The 22466-nt window shown below is 66.8% G+C and carries 20 protein-coding genes and 1 pseudogene; 13 read left to right on the forward strand and 8 right to left on the reverse strand.

The window, feature by feature from the left end; genetic code table 11:
* Positions 1-7: 7 nt before the first annotated feature.
* The 4 genes and pseudogenes from FFS09_RS04565 to FFS09_RS04575 form a co-directional block, all read right to left on the reverse strand.
* On the reverse strand, positions 8-589 hold the full coding sequence (locus FFS09_RS04565) for an amino acid synthesis family protein (RefSeq protein WP_137917674.1): 582 nt from the start codon (positions 587-589) through the stop codon (positions 8-10).
* Between the two features lie 33 nt (positions 590-622).
* On the reverse strand, positions 623-1021 hold the full coding sequence (locus FFS09_RS31385; RefSeq protein ID WP_289509289.1) for an NAD-binding protein: 399 nt from the start codon (positions 1019-1021) through the stop codon (positions 623-625).
* A gap of 36 nt (positions 1022-1057) precedes the next feature.
* A pseudogene (locus FFS09_RS31390) lies at positions 1058-1543 on the reverse strand (NAD(P)-dependent oxidoreductase); the annotation flags it as partial.
* A 125-nt stretch (positions 1544-1668) separates the two neighbouring features.
* Positions 1669-1941: a hypothetical protein gene (locus FFS09_RS04575; protein WP_171019864.1), complete on the reverse strand. Its 273-nt coding sequence runs from the start codon at positions 1939-1941 to the stop codon at positions 1669-1671.
* Between FFS09_RS04575 and FFS09_RS31395 the strand changes: the two genes are divergently transcribed.
* The gene (locus FFS09_RS31395) at positions 1933-2067 is read left to right on the forward strand and encodes a hypothetical protein (RefSeq protein ID WP_289509288.1); all 135 of its coding nucleotides are present in this window, start codon (positions 1933-1935) and stop codon (positions 2065-2067) included. The two genes, FFS09_RS04575 and FFS09_RS31395, sit on opposite strands and share 9 nt — an antisense overlap.
* A 12-nt stretch (positions 2068-2079) precedes the next feature.
* Entirely contained in the window at positions 2080-3081 is a 1002-nt protein-coding gene (locus FFS09_RS04585; protein ID WP_137917677.1) for a Bug family tripartite tricarboxylate transporter substrate binding protein, read from the forward strand.
* Here FFS09_RS04585 and FFS09_RS04590 read toward each other — a convergent pair.
* Positions 3068-3982, reverse strand: a complete 915-nt coding sequence (locus FFS09_RS04590; protein WP_137917678.1) for a LysR family transcriptional regulator — start codon at positions 3980-3982, stop codon at positions 3068-3070. The genes FFS09_RS04585 and FFS09_RS04590 overlap by 14 nt on opposite strands.
* Positions 3979-4917, reverse strand: coding sequence for a CysB family HTH-type transcriptional regulator (locus tag FFS09_RS04595; protein WP_137917679.1), 939 nt, complete (start codon positions 4915-4917; stop codon positions 3979-3981). The genes FFS09_RS04590 and FFS09_RS04595 overlap by 4 nt, the downstream gene beginning before the upstream one ends.
* Positions 4918-5048: 131 nt before the next feature.
* Between FFS09_RS04595 and FFS09_RS04600 the strand changes: the two genes are divergently transcribed.
* From FFS09_RS04600 to FFS09_RS04625, 6 genes are all read left to right on the forward strand, one after another.
* Positions 5049-6038 carry a tripartite tricarboxylate transporter substrate binding protein gene (locus FFS09_RS04600; protein WP_137917680.1) on the forward strand — a complete coding sequence of 330 codons (990 nt, stop codon included), beginning with the start codon at positions 5049-5051 and terminating at the stop codon, positions 6036-6038.
* A gap of 62 nt (positions 6039-6100) precedes the next feature.
* Positions 6101-7618 carry an FAD-dependent tricarballylate dehydrogenase TcuA gene (gene tcuA / locus FFS09_RS04605; RefSeq protein ID WP_137917681.1) on the forward strand — a complete coding sequence of 506 codons (1518 nt, stop codon included), beginning with the start codon at positions 6101-6103 and terminating at the stop codon, positions 7616-7618.
* A 19-nt stretch (positions 7619-7637) separates the two neighbouring features.
* Positions 7638-8906 carry a 3-isopropylmalate dehydratase large subunit gene (locus FFS09_RS04610; RefSeq protein WP_137917682.1) on the forward strand — a complete coding sequence of 423 codons (1269 nt, stop codon included), beginning with the start codon at positions 7638-7640 and terminating at the stop codon, positions 8904-8906.
* Between the two features lie 25 nt (positions 8907-8931).
* Positions 8932-9453: a LeuD/DmdB family oxidoreductase small subunit gene (locus tag FFS09_RS04615; protein WP_137917683.1), complete on the forward strand. Its 522-nt coding sequence runs from the start codon at positions 8932-8934 to the stop codon at positions 9451-9453.
* Positions 9450-10433 carry a tripartite tricarboxylate transporter substrate binding protein gene (locus FFS09_RS04620; RefSeq protein WP_137917684.1) on the forward strand — a complete coding sequence of 328 codons (984 nt, stop codon included), beginning with the start codon at positions 9450-9452 and terminating at the stop codon, positions 10431-10433. The genes FFS09_RS04615 and FFS09_RS04620 overlap by 4 nt, the downstream gene beginning before the upstream one ends.
* Entirely contained in the window at positions 10433-11593 is a 1161-nt protein-coding gene (locus FFS09_RS04625; protein WP_137917685.1) for a 2-methylaconitate cis-trans isomerase PrpF family protein, read from the forward strand. The genes FFS09_RS04620 and FFS09_RS04625 overlap by 1 nt, the downstream gene beginning before the upstream one ends.
* 301 nt (positions 11594-11894) lie before the next feature.
* Here FFS09_RS04625 and FFS09_RS04630 read toward each other — a convergent pair whose 3' ends face one another.
* Together FFS09_RS04630 and FFS09_RS04635 are read right to left on the reverse strand one after the other, a co-directional pair.
* Positions 11895-13067 carry a mandelate racemase/muconate lactonizing enzyme family protein gene (locus FFS09_RS04630; RefSeq protein WP_137917686.1) on the reverse strand — a complete coding sequence of 391 codons (1173 nt, stop codon included), beginning with the start codon at positions 13065-13067 and terminating at the stop codon, positions 11895-11897.
* Between the two features lie 31 nt (positions 13068-13098).
* The gene (locus FFS09_RS04635) at positions 13099-14577 is read right to left on the reverse strand and encodes an aldehyde dehydrogenase (protein WP_137917687.1); all 1479 of its coding nucleotides are present in this window, start codon (positions 14575-14577) and stop codon (positions 13099-13101) included.
* 296 nt (positions 14578-14873) lie between these two features.
* On the opposite strand from FFS09_RS04635, the gene FFS09_RS04640 reads away from it, so the two are divergent.
* Genes FFS09_RS04640 through ydiJ form a run of 5 tightly spaced genes read left to right on the forward strand, consistent with a single transcriptional unit; the run spans position 14874 to position 22449 of the window.
* Positions 14874-16511, forward strand: a complete 1638-nt coding sequence (locus tag FFS09_RS04640) for a GMC family oxidoreductase (RefSeq protein WP_137917688.1) — start codon at positions 14874-14876, stop codon at positions 16509-16511.
* A 41-nt stretch (positions 16512-16552) separates the two neighbouring features.
* Positions 16553-17536 carry a Bug family tripartite tricarboxylate transporter substrate binding protein gene (locus tag FFS09_RS04645; protein ID WP_137917689.1) on the forward strand — a complete coding sequence of 328 codons (984 nt, stop codon included), beginning with the start codon at positions 16553-16555 and terminating at the stop codon, positions 17534-17536.
* 10 nt (positions 17537-17546) lie between these two features.
* On the forward strand, positions 17547-18311 hold the full coding sequence (locus FFS09_RS04650; RefSeq protein ID WP_137917690.1) for a transporter substrate-binding domain-containing protein: 765 nt from the start codon (positions 17547-17549) through the stop codon (positions 18309-18311).
* Complete coding sequence (locus tag FFS09_RS04655; RefSeq protein ID WP_137917691.1) at positions 18308-19381, forward strand: lactonase family protein; 1074 nt, start codon at positions 18308-18310, stop codon at positions 19379-19381. The genes FFS09_RS04650 and FFS09_RS04655 overlap by 4 nt, the downstream gene beginning before the upstream one ends.
* Positions 19378-22449, forward strand: coding sequence for a D-2-hydroxyglutarate dehydrogenase YdiJ (gene ydiJ / locus FFS09_RS04660; RefSeq protein WP_137917692.1), 3072 nt, complete (start codon positions 19378-19380; stop codon positions 22447-22449). The genes FFS09_RS04655 and ydiJ overlap by 4 nt, the downstream gene beginning before the upstream one ends.
* Positions 22450-22466: the final 17 nt, after the last annotated feature.

Consider the following 22466-nt stretch of genomic DNA (forward strand, 5'->3'; position numbering starts at 1 on the left):
TTGCAGCTTAGCGCTGGCCGTCACCGACGGAGATCTGGTCGACGCGCAGGCCACCCAGGCGCTCGTGCACGCGGCCACCGGTGGACATGACCAGCGCATACAGGCATTCGTTCGGGCGCGGGCCGTCGATCGCGCCCACGTCCATGGTGCTGAAGTGGCTGCGCACGTAGGCCGCCTCGATGTTGTGCATGGGAATCGGCAGCCGGAATCCGGCGCTCGCGACGACCTTTGCCGTCGGCACGATGGACTTGGCCTTGGGCAGGTTCGCGCGCATGGACCAGCCACCTGCCTCGTGCCAGATGGCACCGTGCTCCAGCTCGCCGTTCACACCGACGATCGCGCCCTTGCCGTAGGCCTGGATGCGGTCCGCACCGCCCATCGCGTTCAGCAGCTCGGGCACGAGTTCCTTGGCCAGCACCTTCGCGGCTTCCACCAGCTCGGTGAGGTCTTCGACATAGCGCCCGGCGTAGGGGTTGTTCACCACCGCCACGATGGAGCCCATGAGGATGGGCTCGGCGCGGGCAGGGCCGCCTTCGTGGTAAACGGTTTCGAGGGTCAGCAGCTTTTTGCGAACGTTGATCAGGGACATGGTGCGGTGCTCCGGAGTTTGAATGAGGGGATGTCAGACGGCGTCCGGCGCGCTGCCGAACTGCACACCCGCCCATTGCTCGAAATGGCGAATGGGGAAAACGTTGTCGCGCGGCCCGTCGCCCTGGGTGATGGCGAAAGCGAGGAACTGCCGCGCGGCCGGGCTCACCAGCATGGGCACGCCGAGCTTCTCGGCCTCGTCGATGCACATCTTGATGTCCTTGTGCAGCAGCTCGGTGGTGAAACGCACCGGAAAGCTGCGGTCGAGCACGCACTGCGGAATGCGCTCCAGCGTGGCGAAGGAGCGGCCGCTGGAGGCGTTGAGCACGTCGAGCATGGTCTTGGCGTCCAGGCCGGCCTTCACGCCATAGACCAGCGCTTCGCAGCTGGCCACCATGCTGGTGGCGTAGAGCGTGTTGTTGATGATCTTCATGGTCTGGCCCAGCGTGGGGTCGGCGCCGAGGTAGAAGATGTTCTTGCCGATCACGCGCAGCAGGGGCTCGACCTCTTCATACGCCGCTTGCGCACCCGCCGGCATCACCGCCAGCGTTCCTTTTTCCGCGGCGACCGTGCCACCGCTGACGGGGGCGCTGACGAAGGCGATCTTGCGCGCTTCGAGTGCGGTCGCGATCTCGCGCGTCACCGACGGGCCGGTGGTCGACAGGTCCAGCACCAGGCGCACCTTGCTGCCGTCGATCACGTTGCCCGCGCCGATGGCCACGTCCTTCACGATGGCGGGCATCGGCAGGCACAGCAGCACCATCTCGACCTGCGAGGCCAGTTCGTGCGCGCTGGTCGCCACCGTGGCGCCCTTGTCGGCCATGCGCTGTTGCGCGGGTGCGCTGCGGTCGTGCACCACCAGCTCGTGGCCCGCGGCCAGCAGGCGGGTGCCGAAGTGCACCCCGATGTTGCCCAGTCCTATCAGTCCGATCTTCATGGCGTTTGGTCTCCTGGATGTGCGTCGCCCCGGGTGTCGGGGTGCTTGCTGCGCATCCTAGGAGTCGCGGCGCTGTTGCGCCATTGCCAATTCGGCGGTGGGGTATAGCCCGGTGTTAAGTGGCCGTCGCGGGGCGTTCGGCGTCAACCGCCCAGGCGCGGCAAACCGTCGACCCGGCCCACGGAGCCCCGCCGCCGGCCACCGTGGCGGCGGTCCGCTTTCTCCTCGAGTGGGCTGGACTTGACCAGCGCGTCCGCCGCGCCCGTGAGCTTGGTCAGGGCCTTGTCGAACGCCGCAAGCTCCGACGCGCTCAGCGTGGCCAGCACGAGGTTGTTGAGCCGTACCGATTGCGGGAAGAACTCAAGCGCATGTGGCTGGTGCAGCGCTTCGCCGCCGGCCTTTGCACCATGGTGCACAGCTTCTCCGGCGACAGCTCGTTCGTGCGGCGCCTGCAACGCGCCGACCTCGACTACATGACCGGCACCACCGCCGGCCGCCTGCAGTTTTCCGAGAATTTCACCGGTCTTCCCATCGACGCCTGAAGGAGCATTTTCATGACAAAAATGCCCGCCATTTCTTCTTCGGTGCGCCGAGCCCTGTTGGCCAGCGCCAGTGCCGGCATGCTGCTGCTGGCCATGCCTGGTGCCGCGCTGGCCCAGGCCTGGCCGTCCAAACCGGTCCGCATCGTGGTGAACTTTCCACCGGGCAGTTCGCCCGATGTGCTGGCGCGCGCCATTTCACAACCGCTGCAGCAGGCCCTGGGCCAGCCCGTCATCATCGAGAACCGCGCGGGCGCCAGCGGCATGATCGGCGCCGAAGCGGTGGCCAAGGCCCCGGCCGACGGGCACACGTTGTTGATGACGGCGGGCAGCGCCATCACCACCAACCCGTTCATCTACGCCTCGATGCCCTACGACACGGAAAAGGACCTCACGCCGGTGGCCGCAGTGGCGCGCATCGTGTTGTTCCTGGAGGCCAAAGCCAGTCTGCCGGTGAAGGATGCAAAAGAGTTTCTCGCCTATCTCAAGGCCAACCCCGGCAAGCTGAGCTACGCGTCGGCCGGCAACGCGACCGGCCTGCACCTGGCGGGCGAAATGCTCAAGAGCCAGGCGGGCGTGTACGCGCTGCACGTGCCCTACCGGGGCTCCGCCCCCGCGCTGCAGGATCTGCTGGCCGGCCAGGTGGACTTCTTCTTCGATCCGGGCATTGGCCTGACCCACGTGCGCGCCGACAAACTGCGCCTGCTGGCGGTGGCCGGCATGCGGCGTTCCGCTGCGTTCCCCAATGTGCCGACGCTGGATGAAGTCGGCCTCAAGGGTTTTGACGCCGGCCAGACCCACGGCTTCTACGCACCGGCCGGCACGCCCGCGCCAGTGGTGGAGCGGCTCAACCGCGAGATCAACCGCATCCTGGCGATGCCGGCGGTGAAGACGCAGATCGAAACCATCGGCGCCGAGGCCACCCCGCTGACGGTGCAGCAGTTCGCCACCGTGATGGCCGACGACAGCAAGCGTTATGGCGCGATCATCAAGGAACGGCAGATCAAGGCCGATTGACCTGGCGCTGCTTGTCTTCGGCCACCTGCTGGTGGAGCACCTCGATGAACTTGTCCGCATGGGTGGTGCGCTGGTCGAACACCGAGCGCACCACGCTGGGCGTGAGCACGATCTCTTCCACCAGGGGCAACACCTGCAGGTCGGGCCAGTCCATGCCGTCCACGGTGAACTCGTCCACCAGCGCCACGCCGGCACCCGAGCGCACCAGTGAGCAGGCCACCTCGGTCTGCTGGATGTCGATGCGAGACGCCAGCTCTACATCGGCCTTGCGAAACGCCGCCGTGACGAGTTGGCCAAAGGCAATGCCGCGCTCGTGCGCGATGAGCGGGTAGCGCGCGAGATCGGCGATGGTGACGGCGGGCAGCTGGCTCAGCTCGTGCCCGCGCGGCATCACACAGACCATGCGGCCTTCCGTCAAGGGCGTGGTCTGCAGGTTGGGATGCTGCAATGGCATGACCGAGACCGCCAGGTCCACCTTGTGGCCCAACACCTCCGCCGCCATGTCGGCCAGCAGGGTGACGTGGTAGCTCACCCGGATCTGTGGGTAGCGCTGCACGAAGCGGGTGATGGCGCGCGCCATGAGGCCGCGGCTCAGGCACGGGCTGGAGCACAGGTTGAGCGTGCCGGTGGAGCCGTGCGCGAGGTTGCGCGCGAACTCGTCGACCCGCAGGGCCTGCTGGTAGAACCCGTCCACTTCGCGAAACAGCGCCTCGCCCTCGGGCGTGGGCACCAGCTTGCCTTTGGCGCGGTTGAACAGCGAGAGGCCCAGCGTCTGCTCGGTGTGCGCCACGATGCGGCTGACGGCGGGCTGCGAGATGAACAGCAGCTTCGATGCACCGTTGATGGAGCCGGTCAACATCACCGCGCGAAACACCTCCATCTGCCGCAGCCGGAATTTCATCGCTCGGTCTCCGCCTGCTGCTCGATCGCGGAGCGCACATAGTCCTTGGTGAGCTTGGGTGTGAACAGGCGCAGGAAGTCGTAGGTGTGGTTGCGCAGGTAGCTGTTGGCGCGCACCGAGATCGACAGCATGCTGGACTTGAACAGGTGGCTCGCGTCGATCGCGCGCAGGCCCTGGTCCTTGCGCCGGTCGTAGGAGACGGCGGTCATCACGGCGATGCCCATGCCCAGTTCCACATAGGTTTTGCTGACGTCGGCGTCTACGGCGCCGAACACGATGTTGGGCTCGATGCCGACCTTCTGGAAGGCTTCCATCACCTTCCAGCGGCCACTGAAGGCCGGGTCGTGCGTGATGATGGGATACGCCGCCACGTCGTGCAGCGTGGGCTTGCGGATCTTCAACAGCGGATGGCCCGCCTTCACGATGATGATGCGCTCCAGCTCGAAGCAGTCCAGCCGCACCAGGGCGGGAAAGGCCCGCATGGTCTCGGTGCCGATGGCCAGGTCGGTCTCGCCGGCCTCCACCATTTCGCAGATCTGCGTCGGGTTGCCCTGACGCAGGTGGAGCTGCACATTCGGGTGGCGCTGGATGAAGCGCTCGATCACCTTGGGCAACACGTAGCGCGCCTGCGTGTGCGTGGTGGCAATGGCCAGGCTGCCGGTGTCGCGCGCCGAAATTTCCTCACCCAGGCGCTTGAGGTTGTCGATGTCGCCGACGACCCGCTTGGCGATCGTGACCACCTCACGGCCCGGCTCGGTCAGGCCGACGATGCGGTTGCGTTTGCGGGCAAAGATTTCGAAGCCGAGCTCGGCCTCGATCTGCTGGATGTGCTTGCTGATGCCGGGCTGCGAGGTGTGCAGCGCTTCGGCCGTGTTGGAGATGTGGTTGCCGTGGCGGTGGACTTCCAGTACGTAGCGCAGTTGCAGCAGTTTCATCGGTTTCCCAGCATGAATGGATTGAATATTGTGATAACACAATATTCTGGCAGTGAATTCACAAGAGCGCTATCGTGCCGCAACGCGATGAAAAAGGGGCAAATATCTTGTCCCGATCGAAGGAGACCACGATGGAAAAAGCGATGGGGCAGGGCCGGTACTGGCTCGGCAGGTTTGTGCTCGCGGCGGGCATGTTGTGCGTGACGGGTGCCGCCGTGGCACAGGCGCCGTTCCCGAACCGGCCGATCCGGCTGGTGTCCGGTTTTGCGCCGGGTGGAGCCACCGACGTGGTGGCGCGCCTGATTGCCCAGAGCATTTCCGATGCACTGGGCCAGACCGTCATCGTGGACAACAAACCGGGCGCGGCCGGCAACATCGGCGCGGACTTCGTGGCGCGTTCACCCGCCGATGGCCATACCCTGTACCTGGCGAACGCAACGTTGGCCATGCCCTCGATGTTCCCCAAGATCACCTTCGACGTGAAGAAGGACCTGGCGCCGGTGTCCATGATCGCCTGGGGCCCATCGGTGCTGGCGGTGAACCCCAGGTTGCCGGTGCGCTCGGTGAAGGAACTGATCACGTACGCGCAGCAGAACCCCGGCAAGCTCGACTTTGGTTCCGGCGGCATCGGCAACATCACCCACATGTCCATGGAGTTGTTCAACTACATGGCCAAGGTGGACATCAACCATGTGCCCTACAAGGGCGGCGCACCGTCCACCACCGCGGCGGTGGGCGGCGAGGTGCAGGTGCTGATGGCGGCGGCCGCCAACACCATTGCCCACATCAAGGCCGGCACGCTGGTGCCGCTGGCGGTCACGGGCCGCACCCGCACGCTGGCGCTGCCCGATGTGCCCACGATCGCCGAGGCTGGCGTGCCCGGCTACGAGGCCAGTTCCTGGTACGGCATCGTCGTGGCCGCTGGAACGCCCAAGGCCGTGGTCGACAAGCTTGACGGCGCCATCCGCGCCGGGGTGAAAAAGCAGGAGGTGCGCGACAAGATGCAGGCGCAAGGCATGGACCCGGTGGAGATGGGGCCGGACGAGTTCGGGCGCTTCCTCCAGACGGAGATCACCAAGTGGGCCGGGATCATCGCCCGCGCCAACATCCGCGCCGAATGAGCCTGCCGCTTGAACCCCAACAAAGGACATACCTGAACGTGACCGAACGTGAGACTGAACCAATGAACTACGAAGAGAAAAAATACGATGTGGTGATCGTGGGAGGCGGCAATGCCGCGCTGTGTGCCGCGATATCGGCGCGCGAACAAGGTGCGGATGTGCTGTTGCTGGAACGCGCGCCGTTTGCCGAGCGCGGTGGCAATACCGCCTACACCGACGGCAAGATGCGCTTCGCCTACGAGGGCGTGGACGACATCATTGCGCTGTCCGGCGATCTCACCGCCGACGAAATCGCGAACACCGATTTCGGGTCGTACCCCGAAGCCGACTTCTTCGACGACATGGCCCGCGTCACCATGCACCGCACCGACCCGGACCTGTGCGAAATCCTGGTGCGCAACAGCAACGCGGTGATGCGCTGGATGAACGCCAACGGCGTGAAGTTCCAGCCCAACTATGGCCGCCAGGCCTACAAGACCAACGGCCGCTTCACGTTCTGGGGCGGCGCGCCACTGGCCACCTACGGCGGTGGTCCTGGCCTGGTGGAAGCGCTGTACAAACAGGCCGAAAAGAAGGGCGTGCAGATCTGCTACGACGCCTGGGTGAAAGAGCTGATCCACGACGTGGACGGCGTTCACGGTGTGGTGGTGCGCATCGATGGCCGCATGCAGAACGTTGCCGCGCATGCGGTGGTGCTGGCCTGCGGTGGTTTCGAGGCCAACAGCGAGTGGCGCACGCGCTACCTCGGCAAGGGCTGGGACCTGGCCAAGGTGCGGGGCACGCGCTTCAACACGGGCGACGGCCTGGCGATGGCGCTCAACATCGGCGCGCAGCCGTATGGCCACTGGTCCGGCTGCCACGCGGTCGGGTGGGAGCGCTACGCGACGGATTTCGGCGACCTGGATGTCACGCCGCATTTCCAGCGCCACAGCTACACCTTCAGCATCATGGTCAACGGCGATGGCAAACGTTTTCTGGACGAAGGCGCGGACATCCGCAACTTCACCTATGCCAAGTACGGCCACCTCATCCTCGACCAGCCCGGCCAGTTCGCCTGGCAGATCTACGACGACAAGGTGTCGCACCTGCTGCTCGACGAGTACCGCACCAAACACGTCACCAAGGTGAAGGCGGACACGCTGGAAGAACTCGTGCGCAAGCTCGACGACGTCGACCCGGAGCAGTGCCTCAAGACCATCCAGGAGTACAACGCGGCGGTGGACGAGAGCGTGGCCTTCGATCCCAACATCAAGGACGGCAAGGGCACGAGCGGGCTTGCGGTACCCAAGACCAACTGGGCGCTCAAGCTCGACAAGCCGCCCTACCAGGCGTTCGCCATCACCTGCGGCGTGACCTTCACCTTCGGCGGTCTGAAGATCACCAACGAGGCCCAGGTGGTCAACACCAACCACGAACCCATCCAGGGCCTGTACGCGGCCGGTGAGATGGTCGGTGGCATTTTCTACTTCAACTACCCCGGCGCCAGCGGCCTCACCAGCGGTGCGGTGTTCGGCCGCCTGGCCGGCGCGAGCGCGGGCACGTTTGCCCGAAGCCGCAAACCGATCGCCGCCAACGCCTGACCCGCATCCGAAAGCCTTCATGACCCGTCAAACCATTGCAGAAAAGATTCTCGAGGCGCACCGCCTCGACGACCGCGACCGCGTCGAACCCGGCGACGTGGTGCGCGCCCGTGTGGACATGGTGTTGCTCAACGACGCCAACGGCCCCGTGGCCTTCCGCCACTTCGCCAACATGGGTGGTGGCAAGGTGGTGAACCCCGACAAGGTGATGATGGTCTGCGACCACTTCGCCCCGGCTCCGAGCGCCGCGGGCGCGCGCATGCTGGGGGACATGCGCCGCTTCGCCACGTCCAAGGGCATCGAGCATTTCTACGACGTGGGCAAGGGCGGCATCGAACACACGCTCATGCCCGAAGTGGGCCTGTGCGGCCCGGGCGATCTGATCGCCGGGGGCGACTCGCACACCGGCACCGCCGGGGCCTTCAACGCCTTTGGCACCGGCATGAGCTGGGCCGGCATGGCCGCGATCATGCAGATCGACGAAACCTGGTTCCGCGTGCCCGAATCGATGCGCTTCAACCTGCACGGCAAGAAGGCGGTGCACGTGACCGGCAAGGACGTGATCCTGCAGATCCTGCAGGACATCGGCGTGGACGGCGCGCTCTACCGCTCCATGGAGTTCGCCGGGCCGGGCCTGGCCGACATCAACATGGACGAGCGCATGGGCATCTGCAACATGGTGGTGGAGGCGGGCGCGAAGACCGGCATCGTCGAGTTCGACGACATCACGCGCGCCTGGGCCGAGGCCACCTGCAAGCGGCCCTGGACCGCGACCGTGGCCGACGCCGATGCGCAATACCACTCGCGCCACGACATCGACCTGGCCCGCATGCGCCCCATGGTGGCCAAGCCGTATTCGCCCGAGAACGTGGTATCGGTCGACGACATCCGGCATGTGCATGTGGACCAGGTCTACATGGGCAACTGCGCCAACGGCACCATGACCGACCTGCGGCAGATCGCCAGCGTGCTCAAGGGCCGCAAGGTGGCCAAGGGCACGCGCGCCATGATCGTGCCGGCCACGCAGAAGATCTACCGCGAGGCCATGGCCGAGGGTTTGATCGACATCTTCATCGAAGCCGGCGCGGCCGTGAGCACGCCGACCTGCGGCGCCTGCTTCGGTGGCCACAACGGCGCGCTCGACGACGGCGAGGTGGGCTTCGCCACCATCAACCGCAACTTCAAGGGACGCGGCGGGCACGCCGGTGCCCAGGTCTACCTCGGCAACTCCTATGTCGCCGCCGCCACCGCCGTCGCTGGCGAAATCATCGACCCCGCCCTCTTGTGAGCGCGCAGACAAGGACAACGACGCCATGAAATTCAAAGGCAACGTGCAGAAGCTGGGCGACAGCGTGGACACCGACGTGATGGTGCCGGGCCGCTACCTTTCGCTGATGAACCCGGCGGACATCGCCAAACACATCTTCGAAGAGGTCGACCCGGGCTTCGTGGGCCGGGTGAAGCCGGGCGATGTGATCGTGGCGGGCCGCAACTTCGGCTGCGGCTCGGGCCGCGAGCAGGCACCGTTCGGGTTGAAGGCACTGGGCATCAGCTGCATCGTTGCGGCGAGTTTCTCGCGCACCTTCTACCGCATGTCCATCGACCTCGGCCTGCCCATCATCATCAGCCCGGAAGTGGCGCAAGCCGCGAGCCAGGGCCAGTCCATCGAGGTCGACACGGTCACCGGCCATGTGCTGCTCGATGGCCGCGTATACCGCGCCGAGCCGCTGCCGGCGTTCATCCAGCAGATCATCGACATGGGGGGCGTGACCGACTGGGTCAAGCAGGAGCTGGTGCGCCGCGCTGCTGCGCAACCGGCGGGGTCTGCGGCATGAAGCGCCGTCGGGTCGCCGCTGCCGCCGCAGCGCTGCTGTTCGCTTCCGCGGCGATGGCACAAACCGCTGCGCCGGCGGCGGCGGACTGGCCCAACAAACCCGTGCGCATCGTGGTGGTGTACCCACCGGGCGGCGGCATCGACCTGATCGCGCGCAACCTCGGTAAGAAACTGTCCGACCTGTGGAACGTGCCGGTGGTGGTGGACAACCGCCCCGGCGCCGGCACCACCTTGGGCGCGGGCGTAGTGGCCAAGTCGCCGGCCGATGGGTACACCTTGTTGATGACGGACGTGAGCTTCGCCATCGCACCCGGCCTGTACAAGAGCCTGCCCTACGACACGCTGCGCGACTTCGCACCGGTCACTTTGCTCAACACGGTGGACGACATCCTCGTGGTCAACCCGTCCGTGCCCGCCAACAACGTGCGCGAACTGGTGGCACTCGCGAAGGCGAAACCCGGTACGTTGATGTATGCCTCGGCGGGCAACGGCACGCTCAACCACCTCGCGCCCGAGATGTTCAAACAAGCCGCCGGCATCGACATGATCCATGTGCCGTACAAGGGCGCACTCGCGGCACTGACCGACGTGATGGCCGGGCAGGTGCAGGTCTATCTCGGCGCGTTGGGCTCGGTGGTGCCGCAGATCAAGGCCGGCCGGCTCAAGCCGATTGCCGTCACCGGCACGCGCCGTTCGCCGGTGCTGCCGGATGTGCCCACGGTGATCGAGTCCGGTGTGCCCGGTTACGACGTGGCGGCCTGGTACGGTTTGCTGGCGCCGGTGGGCACGCCCGATGCAATCGTCGACAAGATCCAGCGCGACGTGGCCCGCTTCGCCCGCGAGCCGGCGTTCCGGCAGAGCCTGTCGGCCGACGGCAACGAGGTGGTGGCGGGAACGCCCGCCGAGTTTTCCAGCTTCCTCGAACGCGAGGTCGCCAAGTGGCGAAAAGCGGTGGTGGACGCGGGCGCAAAGGTGGATTGATGCTTCAGACCAAACTGCCCGCCGTCTTCGTGCGCGCGGGCACCAGCAAGGGCCTGCTGTTTCACACCCGCGATCTGCCGGCCGACCGCGCCCATTGGGACGCGCTCGTGCTGGGCGCCATGGGAAGCCCGGACCCGTATGGCCGCCAGCTCGACGGCATGGGTGGCGGCTTGAGTTCGTTGTCCAAGGTCTGCGTGATCGGGCCGCCGAGCCGCCCCGACGCGGACGTGGACTACACCTTCGGCCAGGTGCAGATCAAGACCGCGCAGGTGGATTGGCAGCCCTTGTGCGGCAACATGTCCGCCGCCATCGGCCCGTTCGCGGTGGACGAGGGTTTGATCCGCGTGCCCGACGGCCCGGCGGCGGTCCGCATCCACAACACCAACACCGGCAAGATCATCGTGGCGCACTTCGACGTGCGCGGCGGTGTGGCCGAGGTGGACGGTGATCTGGAGATCCCCGGCGTGGCCGGCACCGGTTCGCCGCTGCGCCTGGACTTTCTCGATCCCGGTGGCGCGTCCACGGGGCACCTGCTGCCCACGGGCAACGTGGTCGATGTGTTGCAGGTGCCGGGTGTGGGCGCGATCGAGGCTTCACTGGTCGATGCCAGCAATGCCTGCGTGTTTGTGCGCGCGGCGGATGTCGGTCTTAAGGGCACCGAGTCACCGACGCAAATGGAGGAAGACAGCGCCTTGATGCAGCGCCTGGCGGCCATTCGCATCGAAGCTTCGCAGCGCATGGGCCTGGCGGCCGATGCCGAAGAGGCGGTGCGCCGCACGGCAGTGCCCTTCATTGCGGTGGTGGCGCCCCCGACGGATTCGGTGACGCTCTCGGGCGATGCGGTGGTGGCGGGTTCGGTCGACTTGCTGGCACGCGCGCTGTCCAACGGCCAGCCGCACCGCGCCTTGCCGTTGGGGGTGTCGATGTGCATGGCCACGGCCGCGCGCATTGGGGGCTCCGTGGTGAACCAGGTGTGTGCCGTGGCCGCACGCGAAGGCGGCGGGCCATTGCGCATTGGCATGCCGTCGGGCGTGTTACAGGTGGCGGCGGATGTGAAGCGGCGAGAGGATGGCCACTGGCATGTGGAGAGCGGCGGGTTTTACCGCACGCAGCGGCGCTTGTTTGAAGGAACCCTGCTGGTGCGTGCCACAGCAAGTTGAGCGCCCGTTCCCGCTCCCGCTCCCGCTCCCGCATCTTGCCGTGGGGCCGGGCTGAGCAGCGCAGGGGTGCGGGGAAAAAGAAGTTCGCGTGTTTGAGCGAAGCGAGTTGCGAACTTCTCCCCGCACACCGAGCAGCGCAAGGAACCCCGCAGGGGCCCGGACCTCGGCTCGCCTTTTCTTTGCTTACTTTCTTTTGGCGAAGCAAAAGAAAGTGAGTCGGCCGCCGGGCCGAGACCCGGCCAGCCACGAAAGAAAAGATGTCTCTGCAATGAAGAAGATCCGGGGGGAACGAGAAGAGACCCTAAGCCTTCACCACCTCATGCAACAACGTGTACTTCCTCAACGCATCCTCATCAATGATCACCCCCAACCCAGGCCCCTTAGGCACCTCCACACAACCATTGCGAATCACGAAGTCGGTCTCCGGAACGAGGGGATCCGGCGCCGTCGTATTCAGCCCGAACACGAACTCCCCCGCCCCCATCATCCGGCGCTGCGGCACGCTGGCATAGAAGTGCGCGGCGGCAGCCGCCTCCAGTTGCGACTGCGTCGCCAGACCGCCCACATTCAGCATGATGTCCGCCGCCTCCGCCACGGCCGCGATCTTGCGCGCCGGTGTGAGCCCGCCAATCTTGTAGAGCTTGATGCACAACGCGTCCGCCGCACCCGCTTCGGCCAAGGCATACGCATCCTGCAAGGTGAAGATGCCTTCGTCCGCCATCACTGGCACACCCGCCGCCTCGCGCCGCACGGCGGCCATGCCGCGCAGATTGCGCCGCGCCACCGGCTGCTCGATATAGCCCAGGTCAAACGGCCGCAGCGCGTGCGTGGCCGCAATGGCGTCGGCCACCGACCAGCCGGTGTTCGGGTCCACGCCGATCACCACGTCATCCCCCACGGCCTTGCGCACGGTTTCGAAGTTGCGCACGTCCTGCCGCCAGCCGCGCCGGTCGGCCGCCTTGAGGCACAGCACCTGGATGCCGAACTCGTCCACCGCGCGCGTGGCCTCGGCCACCATCACGCCCACGTCGTCGGCCAGGCTCACCGACCACTCCAGCGGGATGTTGGGTTGGCAGGCACCGCCGATCAGCTTGTGCACCGGCAGGCCGACGGCTTTGCCCATGGCGTCGTGCAGGGCGATGTCGAGCACGGCGCGCGCGGCCGGGTTGCCGGCCAGGCGCAGGTCGAAGCTCTCGTTGATGCCTTCGATGTCGAAGATGTCGCGGCCCAGCAGGTCCGGCCCGTAGATCTCGCGAATGGCGGCGACCACACTCTGCGTGGTGTCGGACACGAAATGTCCGGGCGCGATGGGGCGGATCTGCGCGCAGCCCACCACGCCATCGGCGTGGATGCGCACCAGCACCGGTTTGCCCAGCACCCGCCCGAGAGGGCCGGTGTCGTAGCTGCCGCTGGAGAAAATCCGCTTCAGGCGGACGGGGAGTTCGGTGACGAAAATCTCGATGCGATCGATCATGTGTGTGCGCTCGTGTGGTGTTCGGTTGGGTTCAGGCCTTGATGGCGAACGGGTCGCGCACCTCGTCGGAAAAATCGATCATCACGTTCTTGGTGATGGTGAATTCGTGCAGGCCCGCCTCGCCGCGCTCGCGGCCGTAGCCGCTTTCCTTCACGCCGCCGAACGGGCCTTGTGGCGAGACCATGCGGTAGGTGTTGACCCAGACCACGCCGGCGCGCAGTTCGCGCGTCATGCGCATGGCGCGCGAGATGTCTTGCGTCCACACGGCCGAGGCCAGGCCGAAACAGGTGTCGTTGGCGATGGCGAGGGCTTCTTCCTCGGTGTCGAACGGAATCATCGACAGCACCGGGCCAAAAATCTCCTCTTGCGCCAGGCGCATGCGGTTGTCCACGTCGGCAAAGATCGTGGGCTGCACGAAGAAACCGCGCGCCAGCGCCGGGTCGGTGCTCGGCCCGCCACCGGTGATGAGGCGCGCGCCTTCTTCGCGGCCGCGCTCGATGGACGCGAGGATGCGGCGAAAGTGCGGCTCGTTCGCGGCGGTGCCCATCTCGGTGCTTTGGTCGAGCGGGTTGCCGAGCACGATACGCTCGGCGCGCTCGGCCAGGCGCCTGGCCATGATCTCGTAAAGCGGGCGCTGCACCAGCAGGCGCGAACCCGCGATGCAGGTCTGCCCCGCCGCCGCGAAGATGCCGGCCAGCGCGCCGACCAATGCCTTCTCCACGTCGGCGTCGGCGAAGACGATGTTGGGCGATTTGCCGCCGAGCTCCAGCGTCACCGGAATGAGCTGTTTGCCGGCCATGGACGCGATGTCGCGGCCCGCATGCCCGCTGCCGGTGAAGGTGATCTTGTCGATGCCGCCACCCCCGACCAGGGCGCGACCAATGGTCACATCGCCCGTCACCACGTTGACCACGCCGGATGGAAAGCCCGCTTCTTCGACCAGCTTGCAGAACTCGAGTGTGGTCACCGAGGCATGTTCCGAGGGCTTGATGACCACGCAGTTGCCGGCCGCGAGCGCGGCGGGCAGCTTGTTGCCGAGCAGGGCGATGGGCGAATTCCAGGCCGTGATCACGCCCACCACGCCATAGGGCTCGCGCACCGCGTAGTCGAACACGTCGCGCTGGTCCAGCGGGATCACCGAGCCCCAGATCTTGTCGGCATAACCGGCGAAGAAACGGAAGATGCGCGCCACGTACAGCATCTGTGCGTGCGTCTCGCGGATGGTCTTGCCGTTGTCGGTGCTCTCCAGCTGCGCCATGCGCGGGGCTTCGCGCTCCAGCAGTTCGGCGAGTCGGTGCAGCAGCGCGGCGCGTTGGGTGCCACTGGTCTTGCGCCAGGTGTTTTCGTAGGCGCGCCGTGCCGCGGCGACAGCGTCGCGCACATCGTCTTCCGAGGCCTCGCACACCTGCGCCCACACGGTCTGGTTGTAGGGGTTGACCGCGTCGAAGCGGCGGGCCTGCGCGCCTTCGCGCCATTGGCCATCGATGAAAAGTCGGTAGGGGTCGGTCATGTGTGATGTCTTCTCTTGTCTTGTTTTCTTCCGGGCAAGCGTGGCTCTTCGGCGGGCGCGGTGCGTCCTGGGTCAGGACCCTACCTCGTCCCCAGCATCGCTACAAATAATCCTTTGGCATCCCAGTATGTGAGCAAGGCATTCTGGGTGCCGGACCATGGCTTTTTCGGCATTCGATCTCGCGATGGAACGATGCCCAAATATTATTTTTGTTCATGGTCGTGTTGCGGCAGACTCCGCTCCGGTTCACGCCGAGAGCCGCTTGAGCCTTTCACAAAACGAAGGAGACAGAACCGATGTACGTTGATTCGCTGCCCGCCGATGCGCAGTTCGATTTCATTGTGTGTGGCGCTGGCAGCGCTGGCTGCATCGTCGCCGAGCGGCTTTCCCAGAATGGCCGCCATAGCGTGCTGTTGATCGAGGCCGGCGGGCGCGACAACAACCTCAACATCAAGGTGCCGTTGCTGGTGGTCAACCTGATCAACAACCCCGACGTCACCTGGCCCTACATGACCGAGGCGCAGCAACACCTCAACGGCAAGCCCCAGCGCTGGACGCGCGGCCGCGTGATCGGCGGTTCGGGCTCCATCAACGGCAACCTGTTTGCGCGCGGTGATCCGGCCGAATACGACCACTGGGTTGAGCTTGGATGCCCCGGCTGGGGCTATGCCGACATGCTGCCGGTGTTCAAGCGCATGGAAGATTTTCCGCAAGGCGATCCCGCGCTGCGCGGCCGTGGCGGCCCGATCCACTGCACGCGGCTGGACCGCTTCGACAAGCTCTCCGGCGCCTTCGTCAAGGCCTGCACCGAGGCAGGCTACCGCGAGCTGCCGGACTACAACGATGGCAGCTACGAAGGCGCGTTCTATCTGCAGTACTCGACGCGCAAGGGCTTTCGCAACAACTCCGCCGCGGGCTACCTGAAGCCGGCACGCAGGCGCAGCAACCTCACCATCCTGCCCAACACCACGGTGTCGCGCCTGGTGATGGAAGGGCGCACGGCCGTGGGCGTGGAACTGCTGCACACCGGTGGTGCCACCTCCACGGTGCGTGCGCGCAAGGAAGTGGTTCTGTCGGCCGGGCCACTGGCCACGCCACCGCTGCTGGAGCGCTCGGGCATTGGCCAGGAGGCCGTCTTGCGTCAACACGGCATCGCCGTGCTGCACCACTTGCCGGGTGTGGGCGAAAACCTGCGCGACCACCCCAACACGCGGCTGACCTTCGAGTGCAGCGAGAGGATCACCGTGAACGATGTGTTGCGCAGCCCGCTGCGCAAGATGCGCGAAGGCCTGCGCTTCATCTTCAAGCGCGAAGGCCTGCTGACCATTTCATCGTCCACCGCGCAGATGAACTACCGCAGCAGCCCGGACAAGAAACAGGCCGATCTGGTGCTGCGGCTGCAACCGCTCTCCGGTGGCGACCGCTACGCGCGCACGCCCGGCACCGGCATGGACATGTTCCCAGGCTTCACCTTCGGCGTGACCACGCTGCAGCCCAAATCGATCGGCACCCTGCACATCCGCTCCACCGATCCGCGCGAGCAGGCCAGCATGGACCCGCGTTATCTGTCGAACGAAGAAGACGCCCAGCTGTTTCTGCGCGGCATGCGCATCTCGCGCGGCATCGCGGCCATGCCGGCCCTCACACCGCTGGTGGTGCGCGAGACGCGCCCCGGCCCTGGCGTGGTGGACGACGCGGACATGCTCGCCTACATCCGCGAGACGCTGCAGACCTCCTGGCACATGGTGGGCACTTGCAAGATGGGCACGGACGGCATGGCCGTGGTCGACCCGCAACTGCGGGTGCACGGCATTGAACGGCTCCGGGTGATCGACTCGTCGATCTGCCCGACGCTTCCCTCGTCGGGCACCGCCGTGCCCACCATGGCCATCGCGGAGAAAGGCGCGGAGATGGTTCTTTCCGCGCACCCCTGAGCTGGCCTTAACCCAAGCGCCACCGAGCGCAGGAGACAAACATGCAGACACAAAAATTCAACCGCCGCACGGCGCTCGGCCTGATCGCCATCACCGTGACCGCAGGCGCGCGCGCCCAGAGCGGCGACTACCCCAACAAGCCGGTGAAGATCGTCGTGGGTTTCACTGCGGGCGGGCCGACCGATCAGGTGGCCCGGATCATCGCCAACCACCTGAACGAGAAGCTCGGCCAGTCGGTGATCGTCGATGCACGGCCCGGCGCGGCAGGTTCCATTGGCGCGGCCTACACCGCCAAGCAACCCGCCGACGGCTACACGCTGTACCTGGCGGTGCAGACCACGCACGCGGTCGCGCCCTATCTGTACCCCAACGTCGGCTACGACGCGGTGAAGGACTTCACCGGCATCGTCCGCGTGGTGCACAACCCGCTGTTGATGGTGGTGCACCCGTCGTTCCCGGCCAAGAACCTGGCCGAGCTGGTGGCGTACGCCAAGGCCAACCCGGGCAAGATCAACTACTCCACCGGTGGCATCGGTTCTTCGCCCCACATGTCGATGGAGCTGTTCCGCAAGGCGGCGGGCGTGGACCTCACCTCGGTTCACTACAAGGGTGACGCGGCCGCGCTGGTGGATCTGATGGGCGGGCAGGTGCAGATGATGATGTCCAGCATCGCCGGCCTGCTGCCCACGGTGCAGCAGGGCAAGCTGCGTCCGATCGCGGTCTCTGGCCTGCAGCGCTCGCCCATGGCGCCGGACATTCCAACCGTCGCCGAATCCGGCTACCCCGGCTTCGAGGTGATCACCTGGTTCGGGCTGGTGACCGTGACCAAGACGCCCTCGGCCATCGTCGAGCGCATCAACCGCGAGACCCTGGCCATCCTGAAGCAGCCCGAGGTGCGCGATCAGTTCACCAGGATGGGCTTCGAGATCGTGCCCAACTCGGCCGCCGAGTTCACGCGCTTCATCGCCGAAGAAAACGTGAAGTGGGGTGGCCTGGTGAAGCAGCTGGGTTTGAAGGCCGAGTAAAAATGCGCTGATGAACCCTCAACACCCCCACACCCATCCCGCCGTCCTCGCCCCCGAGGCCGTCCGCCGCGCTTTCGCCCCCGAGGGCCGCTTGCGCGTTTCCATCAACGCCGGCAATGCCGTGCTCGCGCGCCGCGACCCCGACGGGCCGGGCGGCGTGTCGGTCGATCTGGCGCGCGCCTTCGCCGCCGAGCTGGGCGCGGAGATCGATTACGTGGTGTTCGATGGCGCAGCCAAGTCGGTGGAGGCCTTGCGCGAAGAGCGCGCGGACATCGGTTTCTTTGCCATCGATCCGGCGCGCAGCCAGGGCATCCGCTTCACGCCGCCCTATGTGTTGATCGAAGGGAGTTACCTGGTGCGCGACGGTGCCGCGATGGTGTCCGGCGACGAGGTGGACCACCCCGGTGTGCACGTGGTGGTGGGCAAGGGAAGTGCCTACGACCTGTTCCTCACGCGCGAGCTGCGGCATGCCACGCTGGTGCGCACCGCGACCTCGCAGGAGGTGGTTGACACCATGCTGTCCGAAGGCCATGCCGTGGCCGCTGGCGTGCGGCAGCAGCTGGAGCTGGACGCGGCGCGGCTCGGCGGCGTGCGCATGCTGCCGGGCAGCTTCATGGTGATCCGCCAGGCCATGGGTTGTCCGCAGTCCAAGGGCGATGCCGCGGCCGCCTACCTGAGCGACTTCGTGGAACGCATGAAGGCCACCGGCTTCGTGCACGAGGCGTTGCGGCGCAACGGCATCCAGGGCGCCTCGGTGGCTCCGGCCGGCGCATGAGGCCTGCGGTCCACGCGTATGTCGGCGCGCGGACCGCGCGCGAGCGTGGTGGACGGGGCGATGGCATCACCGTGTTTCGGGTGGACGCGGACAGCGGCGCGCTCGAGCCTGTGCAAGTGGTGGGCGATGTGCTCAATCCATCGTTCCTGGTGCTCAACCGGCGGCGCGACCGGCTCTACACCGTGCACGGCGATGGCGACGCGGTCAGCGTCTTCGCCGTTGAAGAGCAGGGCGCGCGCCTGCGTTTCCTGCAGCGCGAAAACTGCGGTGGCCAGAACCCGGTGCACGCCGCGCTGTCGCCCGACGAGCGCTGCCTGGTGGTGTCCAACCACGCGGGGCCGGACGGGGGCAGCGTTGCGGTGATGCCGCTCGACCCGCACGGTGCGCTCGGCGCGCCGGTGCAAGGGATCGGATTGCCCGGATCGCCCGGCCCGCACCGCACCGAGCAGAAGTCCTCGAGGCCGCACGCCAGCGTGTTCGATCCGACGGGTCGCTTCGTGCTGACCCTGGACAAGGGCCAGGACCGCGTCTTCTGTTTCCGATTCGAGCAAGGCCGCCTGCAACCGGCCGAGCCACCCTGGGTGGACACGCGCCAGGGAGCAGGCCCACGGCTGGCCGCGTTCCACCCCACCGAGCCGTTCGTGTACGTCGTCAACGACCTCGATTCGACCGTGGCCACCTCCCGGTTCGACGCAGACACCGGCGCGCTTCGGCCGTTGCAGGTGCTGAGCACGCTGAGCGACGCCTTCACCGGCAACAGCCGGGCGGCGACCGTGGCGGTGTCGCCCGATGGGGCGCGCGTGCATGTGTCCAACCGTGGCGAAGACAGCATCGCGGCCTTCGCGGTGTCGCCAGAGACGGGGTTTTTGCGCGCTCTGGCGCCCACACCCAGCGCCGGCAAGACGCCGCGCTTCTTCACCTTCGATCCCACGGGGCGGTGGGTGTATGCCTTGAACGAGGCGAGCGACACCATCGTCGCGTTTCGCGTCGATCCCCGCAAAGCGCGGCTCGTGCGCGCATCGACCACGCCCTGCGGCAGTCCCATCTGCATGGTCTTTCAAACCACATGACAAGCGCCGCGACCACCGAACGCCGACCCGCCATCGTGCCCATTCGCGCACCGGAAGGCGCGGCCACGCGCTACCGGGCGTTCCTCAAGGCCTTGGCCGAAGCGGGCTTCGTTGGCGAGATCAGCAGCCGCTGGGCCGACCGCACGGTGCTCGCCACCGACAACTCCATCTACCAGCGCGTGCCGCAGGCCGTCGTGTTTCCGAAACACGCCGAAGACGTCCAGCTGCTGGCGCGCCTGGCCGACGAGCCCGCGCACCGCGGCATTGCGCTGACCGCGCGCGGCGGCGGCACCGGCACCAATGGCCAGTCGCTCACCGACGGCGTCGTGGTCGACCTGTCTCGGCACATGAACCGCATCCTGTGGATCGACCCCGCCGCGCGCCGGGTGCAGGTGCAGAGCGGCGTGGTGAAAGACCAGCTCAACGCCGCGCTCAAGCCGCATGGCTTGTTCTTCGCGCCGGAGCTCTCCACCAGCAACCGCGCCACCATCGGCGGCATGGTCAACACCGATGCCAGCGGGCAGGGCAGTTGCACCTACGGCAAGACGCGCGACCACGTGCACGCGCTGGACTGTGTGCTGCTCGGCGGCGAGCGCTTCGAGAGCCAGGCGCTGTCCGAGGAAGAATTCCAATCGCGCCTGGCGCAACCGGGCCGCGTGGGCGATGCCTACCGCTGCGCGGCCCACATCGCCGACACGCAGGGCGCGCTCATCGCCGAGAAATTCCCCCGGCTCAACCGCTGCCTCACGGGCTACGACCTGGCCCACCTGCGCGAACCCGACGGCCGCTTCAACCTCAACAGCGTGCTGTGCGGCGCGGAAGGTTCGCTGGGCTTCGTCGTCGAGGCCGAGCTCCATGTGCTGCCGATCCCGCGCTACGCCGTGCTGGTCAATGTGCGCTACGCGACCTTCATGGACGCGTTGCGCGATGCGCAGGCGCTGATGGCGCACCAACCCCTGTCCATCGAAACCGTGGACTCCAGGGTGCTCCTGCTGGCCATGCAGGACATCGTGTGGAACAGCGTGTCGCCGTACTTCCCCACGGCCAACGACGCGGCCGAGACGCGCGGCATCAACCTGGTGGAGTTCAGCGGCGACGACGTGGCCGACGTGGACGCGCGGGTGGCGGCGTTTGCCGCGCACCTGCAAACCGACACCAGCGTGGTGCGCCTGGGCCACACCCTGGCCGCAGGCCACGAAGCGGTGGAATGCGTGTACGGCATGCGCAAGCGCGCCGTCGGCCTGCTGGGCAACGTGCAGGGCGAAGTGCGGCCGCAGCCCTTCGTGGAAGACACGGCGGTGCCACCCGAGAAGCTGGCCGACTACATCGCCGAGTTCCGCGCGCTGCTCGACGGCCATGGCCTGAGCTACGGCATGTTCGGCCACGTCGATGCCGGCGTGCTGCATGTGCGGCCCGCGCTGGACATGAAGGACCCGGCCCAGGCCGCGCTGGTGCGCGTCGTCTCCGACGGTGTTGCCGACCTCACGCAGCGCTACGGCGGTCTGCTGTGGGGCGAACACGGCAAGGGCGTGCGCAGCGAGTACGCGCCGAAGTTCTTTGGCGAGCTCTACCCCGCGTTGCAACAACTCAAGGCCGCCTTCGACCCGCACAACCAGTTGAACCCCGGCAAGATCGCCACGCCCGCGACCCTGCCGCAAGCGCAGCTGTTGAAGATCGACGGCGTGCCCCTGCGCGGTGAAGCCGACCGCACCATCGACGAGCGCGTGTGGCAGAGCTTTGGCACCGCCATGCATTGCAACGGTAATGGTGCCTGCTACAACTTCGATCCGGACGACGCCATGTGCCCGTCGTGGAAGGGCACGCGCGAGCGCCGGCACTCACCCAAGGGCCGGGCCTCGCTGATGCGCGAGTGGCTGCGCCTGCAGGGGCAAGCCGGTGCCGACGTGTTGCAGCGGCCTTCCACGGGCTTCTGGTCGGGCCTCGTTCGGCGCTGGCGCCACACGCGCGACCACCAGGACGATTTCTCGCACGAGGTGTACGAAGCCATGTCCGGTTGCCTCGGTTGCAAGAGTTGCGCGGGCCAGTGTCCGGTCAAGGTCAGCGTGCCCGAATTCCGCTCGCGCTTCCTGGAGCTCTACCACCAGCGCTACCTGCGGCCGCTGAAGGACTACTTCATCGGCTCGCTGGAGTCGACGGTGCCCTGGCTCGCGCGGCTGCCCGGCGTCTACAACGGTGTGATGGCCGCCCCCTGGGTGCGCCGCGCGCTGGACCGGCACGCCGGCATGGTCGACAGTCCGCTGCTCAGCCGTTTCGATTTCGCGGCCACCTGCAAACGCCTGGGTTTGCGCCAAGCCACGCCGCAGGTGCTGGAGGCGCTCTCCGCCGACGAGCGCCAGCGCAGCGTGGTGCTGGTGCAGGACGCTTTCACGCGCTGGTTCGACACGCCGGTGTTCGCCGCCCTGGCCGAGCTGGCTGTGCGCCTGGGTGTCACCGTCTACCTCGCGCCATTCCGGCCGAACGGCAAGCCACTGCACGCGCAGGGATTTCTGCAACCGTTCGAACGCGCGGCGCGCCGCAACGCCGCGTTGCTGGCCTCCTTGGCGCGGTCCGGCATTCCTCTGGTGGGAATGGATCCCGCGATGACGCTGGTCTATCGACAGGAGTACCTCAAGGTCCAGGGTGCCGAGCACTGTCCCCAGGTGCTGCTGCCGCAGGAGTGGTTGCTCGCGGCGTGGCCGAAAACCCTGCGCGCCGCGCAGCCCGTGGCCTACCGCCTGCTCGCGCACTGCACCGAAAAAACCACCGCGCCCGCCAGCACCGCGCTGTGGCCGACCTTGTTCGCCCAGGCCGGGCTGGTGCTGACGCCACAGGCCAGTGGGTGCTGCGGCATGTCCGGCACCTACGGCCACGAGTCGCGCAACGTGGCAACGTCGAAAGTGATCTTTGACCAGAGCTGGCGGCCGCTGCTGCAGGCGCCGTCGCCCCCCGAGGGCGAACTGTTGGCCACCGGCTATTCCTGTCGCAGCCAGGCGCAACGCCTGGTGGAGCGGCGCTTGCGCCATCCGGTCGAGGTGCTGCTGGAGGTCGCGCCGGGTTTGGTGCGATAGCGCACCGACGGCCGACA

Source organism: Hydrogenophaga sp. 2FB (assembly GCF_005503365.1).
In the GTDB taxonomy this organism is placed as follows: Bacteria; Pseudomonadota; Gammaproteobacteria; order Burkholderiales; family Burkholderiaceae_C; genus Hydrogenophaga.

Excerpts from the sequence above, each read along its gene's own strand:
- FFS09_RS04650 (WP_137917690.1), top strand. The coding sequence starts at position 17,547 with ATGAACCCTCAACACCCCCACACCCATCCCGCCGTCCTCGCCCCCGAG.
- FFS09_RS04640 (WP_137917688.1), top strand. The coding sequence starts at position 14,874 with ATGTACGTTGATTCGCTGCCCGCCGATGCGCAGTTCGATTTCATTGTG.
- tcuA (WP_137917681.1), top strand. The coding sequence starts at position 6,101 with ATGAACTACGAAGAGAAAAAATACGATGTGGTGATCGTGGGAGGCGGC.
- FFS09_RS31395 (WP_289509288.1), top strand. The coding sequence starts at position 1,933 with ATGGTGCACAGCTTCTCCGGCGACAGCTCGTTCGTGCGGCGCCTGCAA.
- FFS09_RS04655 (WP_137917691.1), top strand. The coding sequence starts at position 18,308 with ATGAGGCCTGCGGTCCACGCGTATGTCGGCGCGCGGACCGCGCGCGAG.
- FFS09_RS04630 (WP_137917686.1), bottom strand. The coding sequence starts at position 13,067 with ATGATCGATCGCATCGAGATTTTCGTCACCGAACTCCCCGTCCGCCTG.
- FFS09_RS04590 (WP_137917678.1), bottom strand. The coding sequence starts at position 3,982 with ATGAAATTCCGGCTGCGGCAGATGGAGGTGTTTCGCGCGGTGATGTTG.
- FFS09_RS04620 (WP_137917684.1), top strand. The coding sequence starts at position 9,450 with ATGAAGCGCCGTCGGGTCGCCGCTGCCGCCGCAGCGCTGCTGTTCGCT.
- FFS09_RS04610 (WP_137917682.1), top strand. The coding sequence starts at position 7,638 with ATGACCCGTCAAACCATTGCAGAAAAGATTCTCGAGGCGCACCGCCTC.
- FFS09_RS04615 (WP_137917683.1), top strand. The coding sequence starts at position 8,932 with ATGAAATTCAAAGGCAACGTGCAGAAGCTGGGCGACAGCGTGGACACC.
- ydiJ (WP_137917692.1), top strand. The coding sequence starts at position 19,378 with ATGACAAGCGCCGCGACCACCGAACGCCGACCCGCCATCGTGCCCATT.
- FFS09_RS31385 (WP_289509289.1), bottom strand. The coding sequence starts at position 1,021 with ATGAAGATCATCAACAACACGCTCTACGCCACCAGCATGGTGGCCAGC.
- FFS09_RS04565 (WP_137917674.1), bottom strand. The coding sequence starts at position 589 with ATGTCCCTGATCAACGTTCGCAAAAAGCTGCTGACCCTCGAAACCGTT.
- FFS09_RS04600 (WP_137917680.1), top strand. The coding sequence starts at position 5,049 with ATGGAAAAAGCGATGGGGCAGGGCCGGTACTGGCTCGGCAGGTTTGTG.
- FFS09_RS04595 (WP_137917679.1), bottom strand. The coding sequence starts at position 4,917 with ATGAAACTGCTGCAACTGCGCTACGTACTGGAAGTCCACCGCCACGGC.
- FFS09_RS04585 (WP_137917677.1), top strand. The coding sequence starts at position 2,080 with ATGACAAAAATGCCCGCCATTTCTTCTTCGGTGCGCCGAGCCCTGTTG.
- FFS09_RS04645 (WP_137917689.1), top strand. The coding sequence starts at position 16,553 with ATGCAGACACAAAAATTCAACCGCCGCACGGCGCTCGGCCTGATCGCC.
- FFS09_RS04625 (WP_137917685.1), top strand. The coding sequence starts at position 10,433 with ATGCTTCAGACCAAACTGCCCGCCGTCTTCGTGCGCGCGGGCACCAGC.
- FFS09_RS04635 (WP_137917687.1), bottom strand. The coding sequence starts at position 14,577 with ATGACCGACCCCTACCGACTTTTCATCGATGGCCAATGGCGCGAAGGC.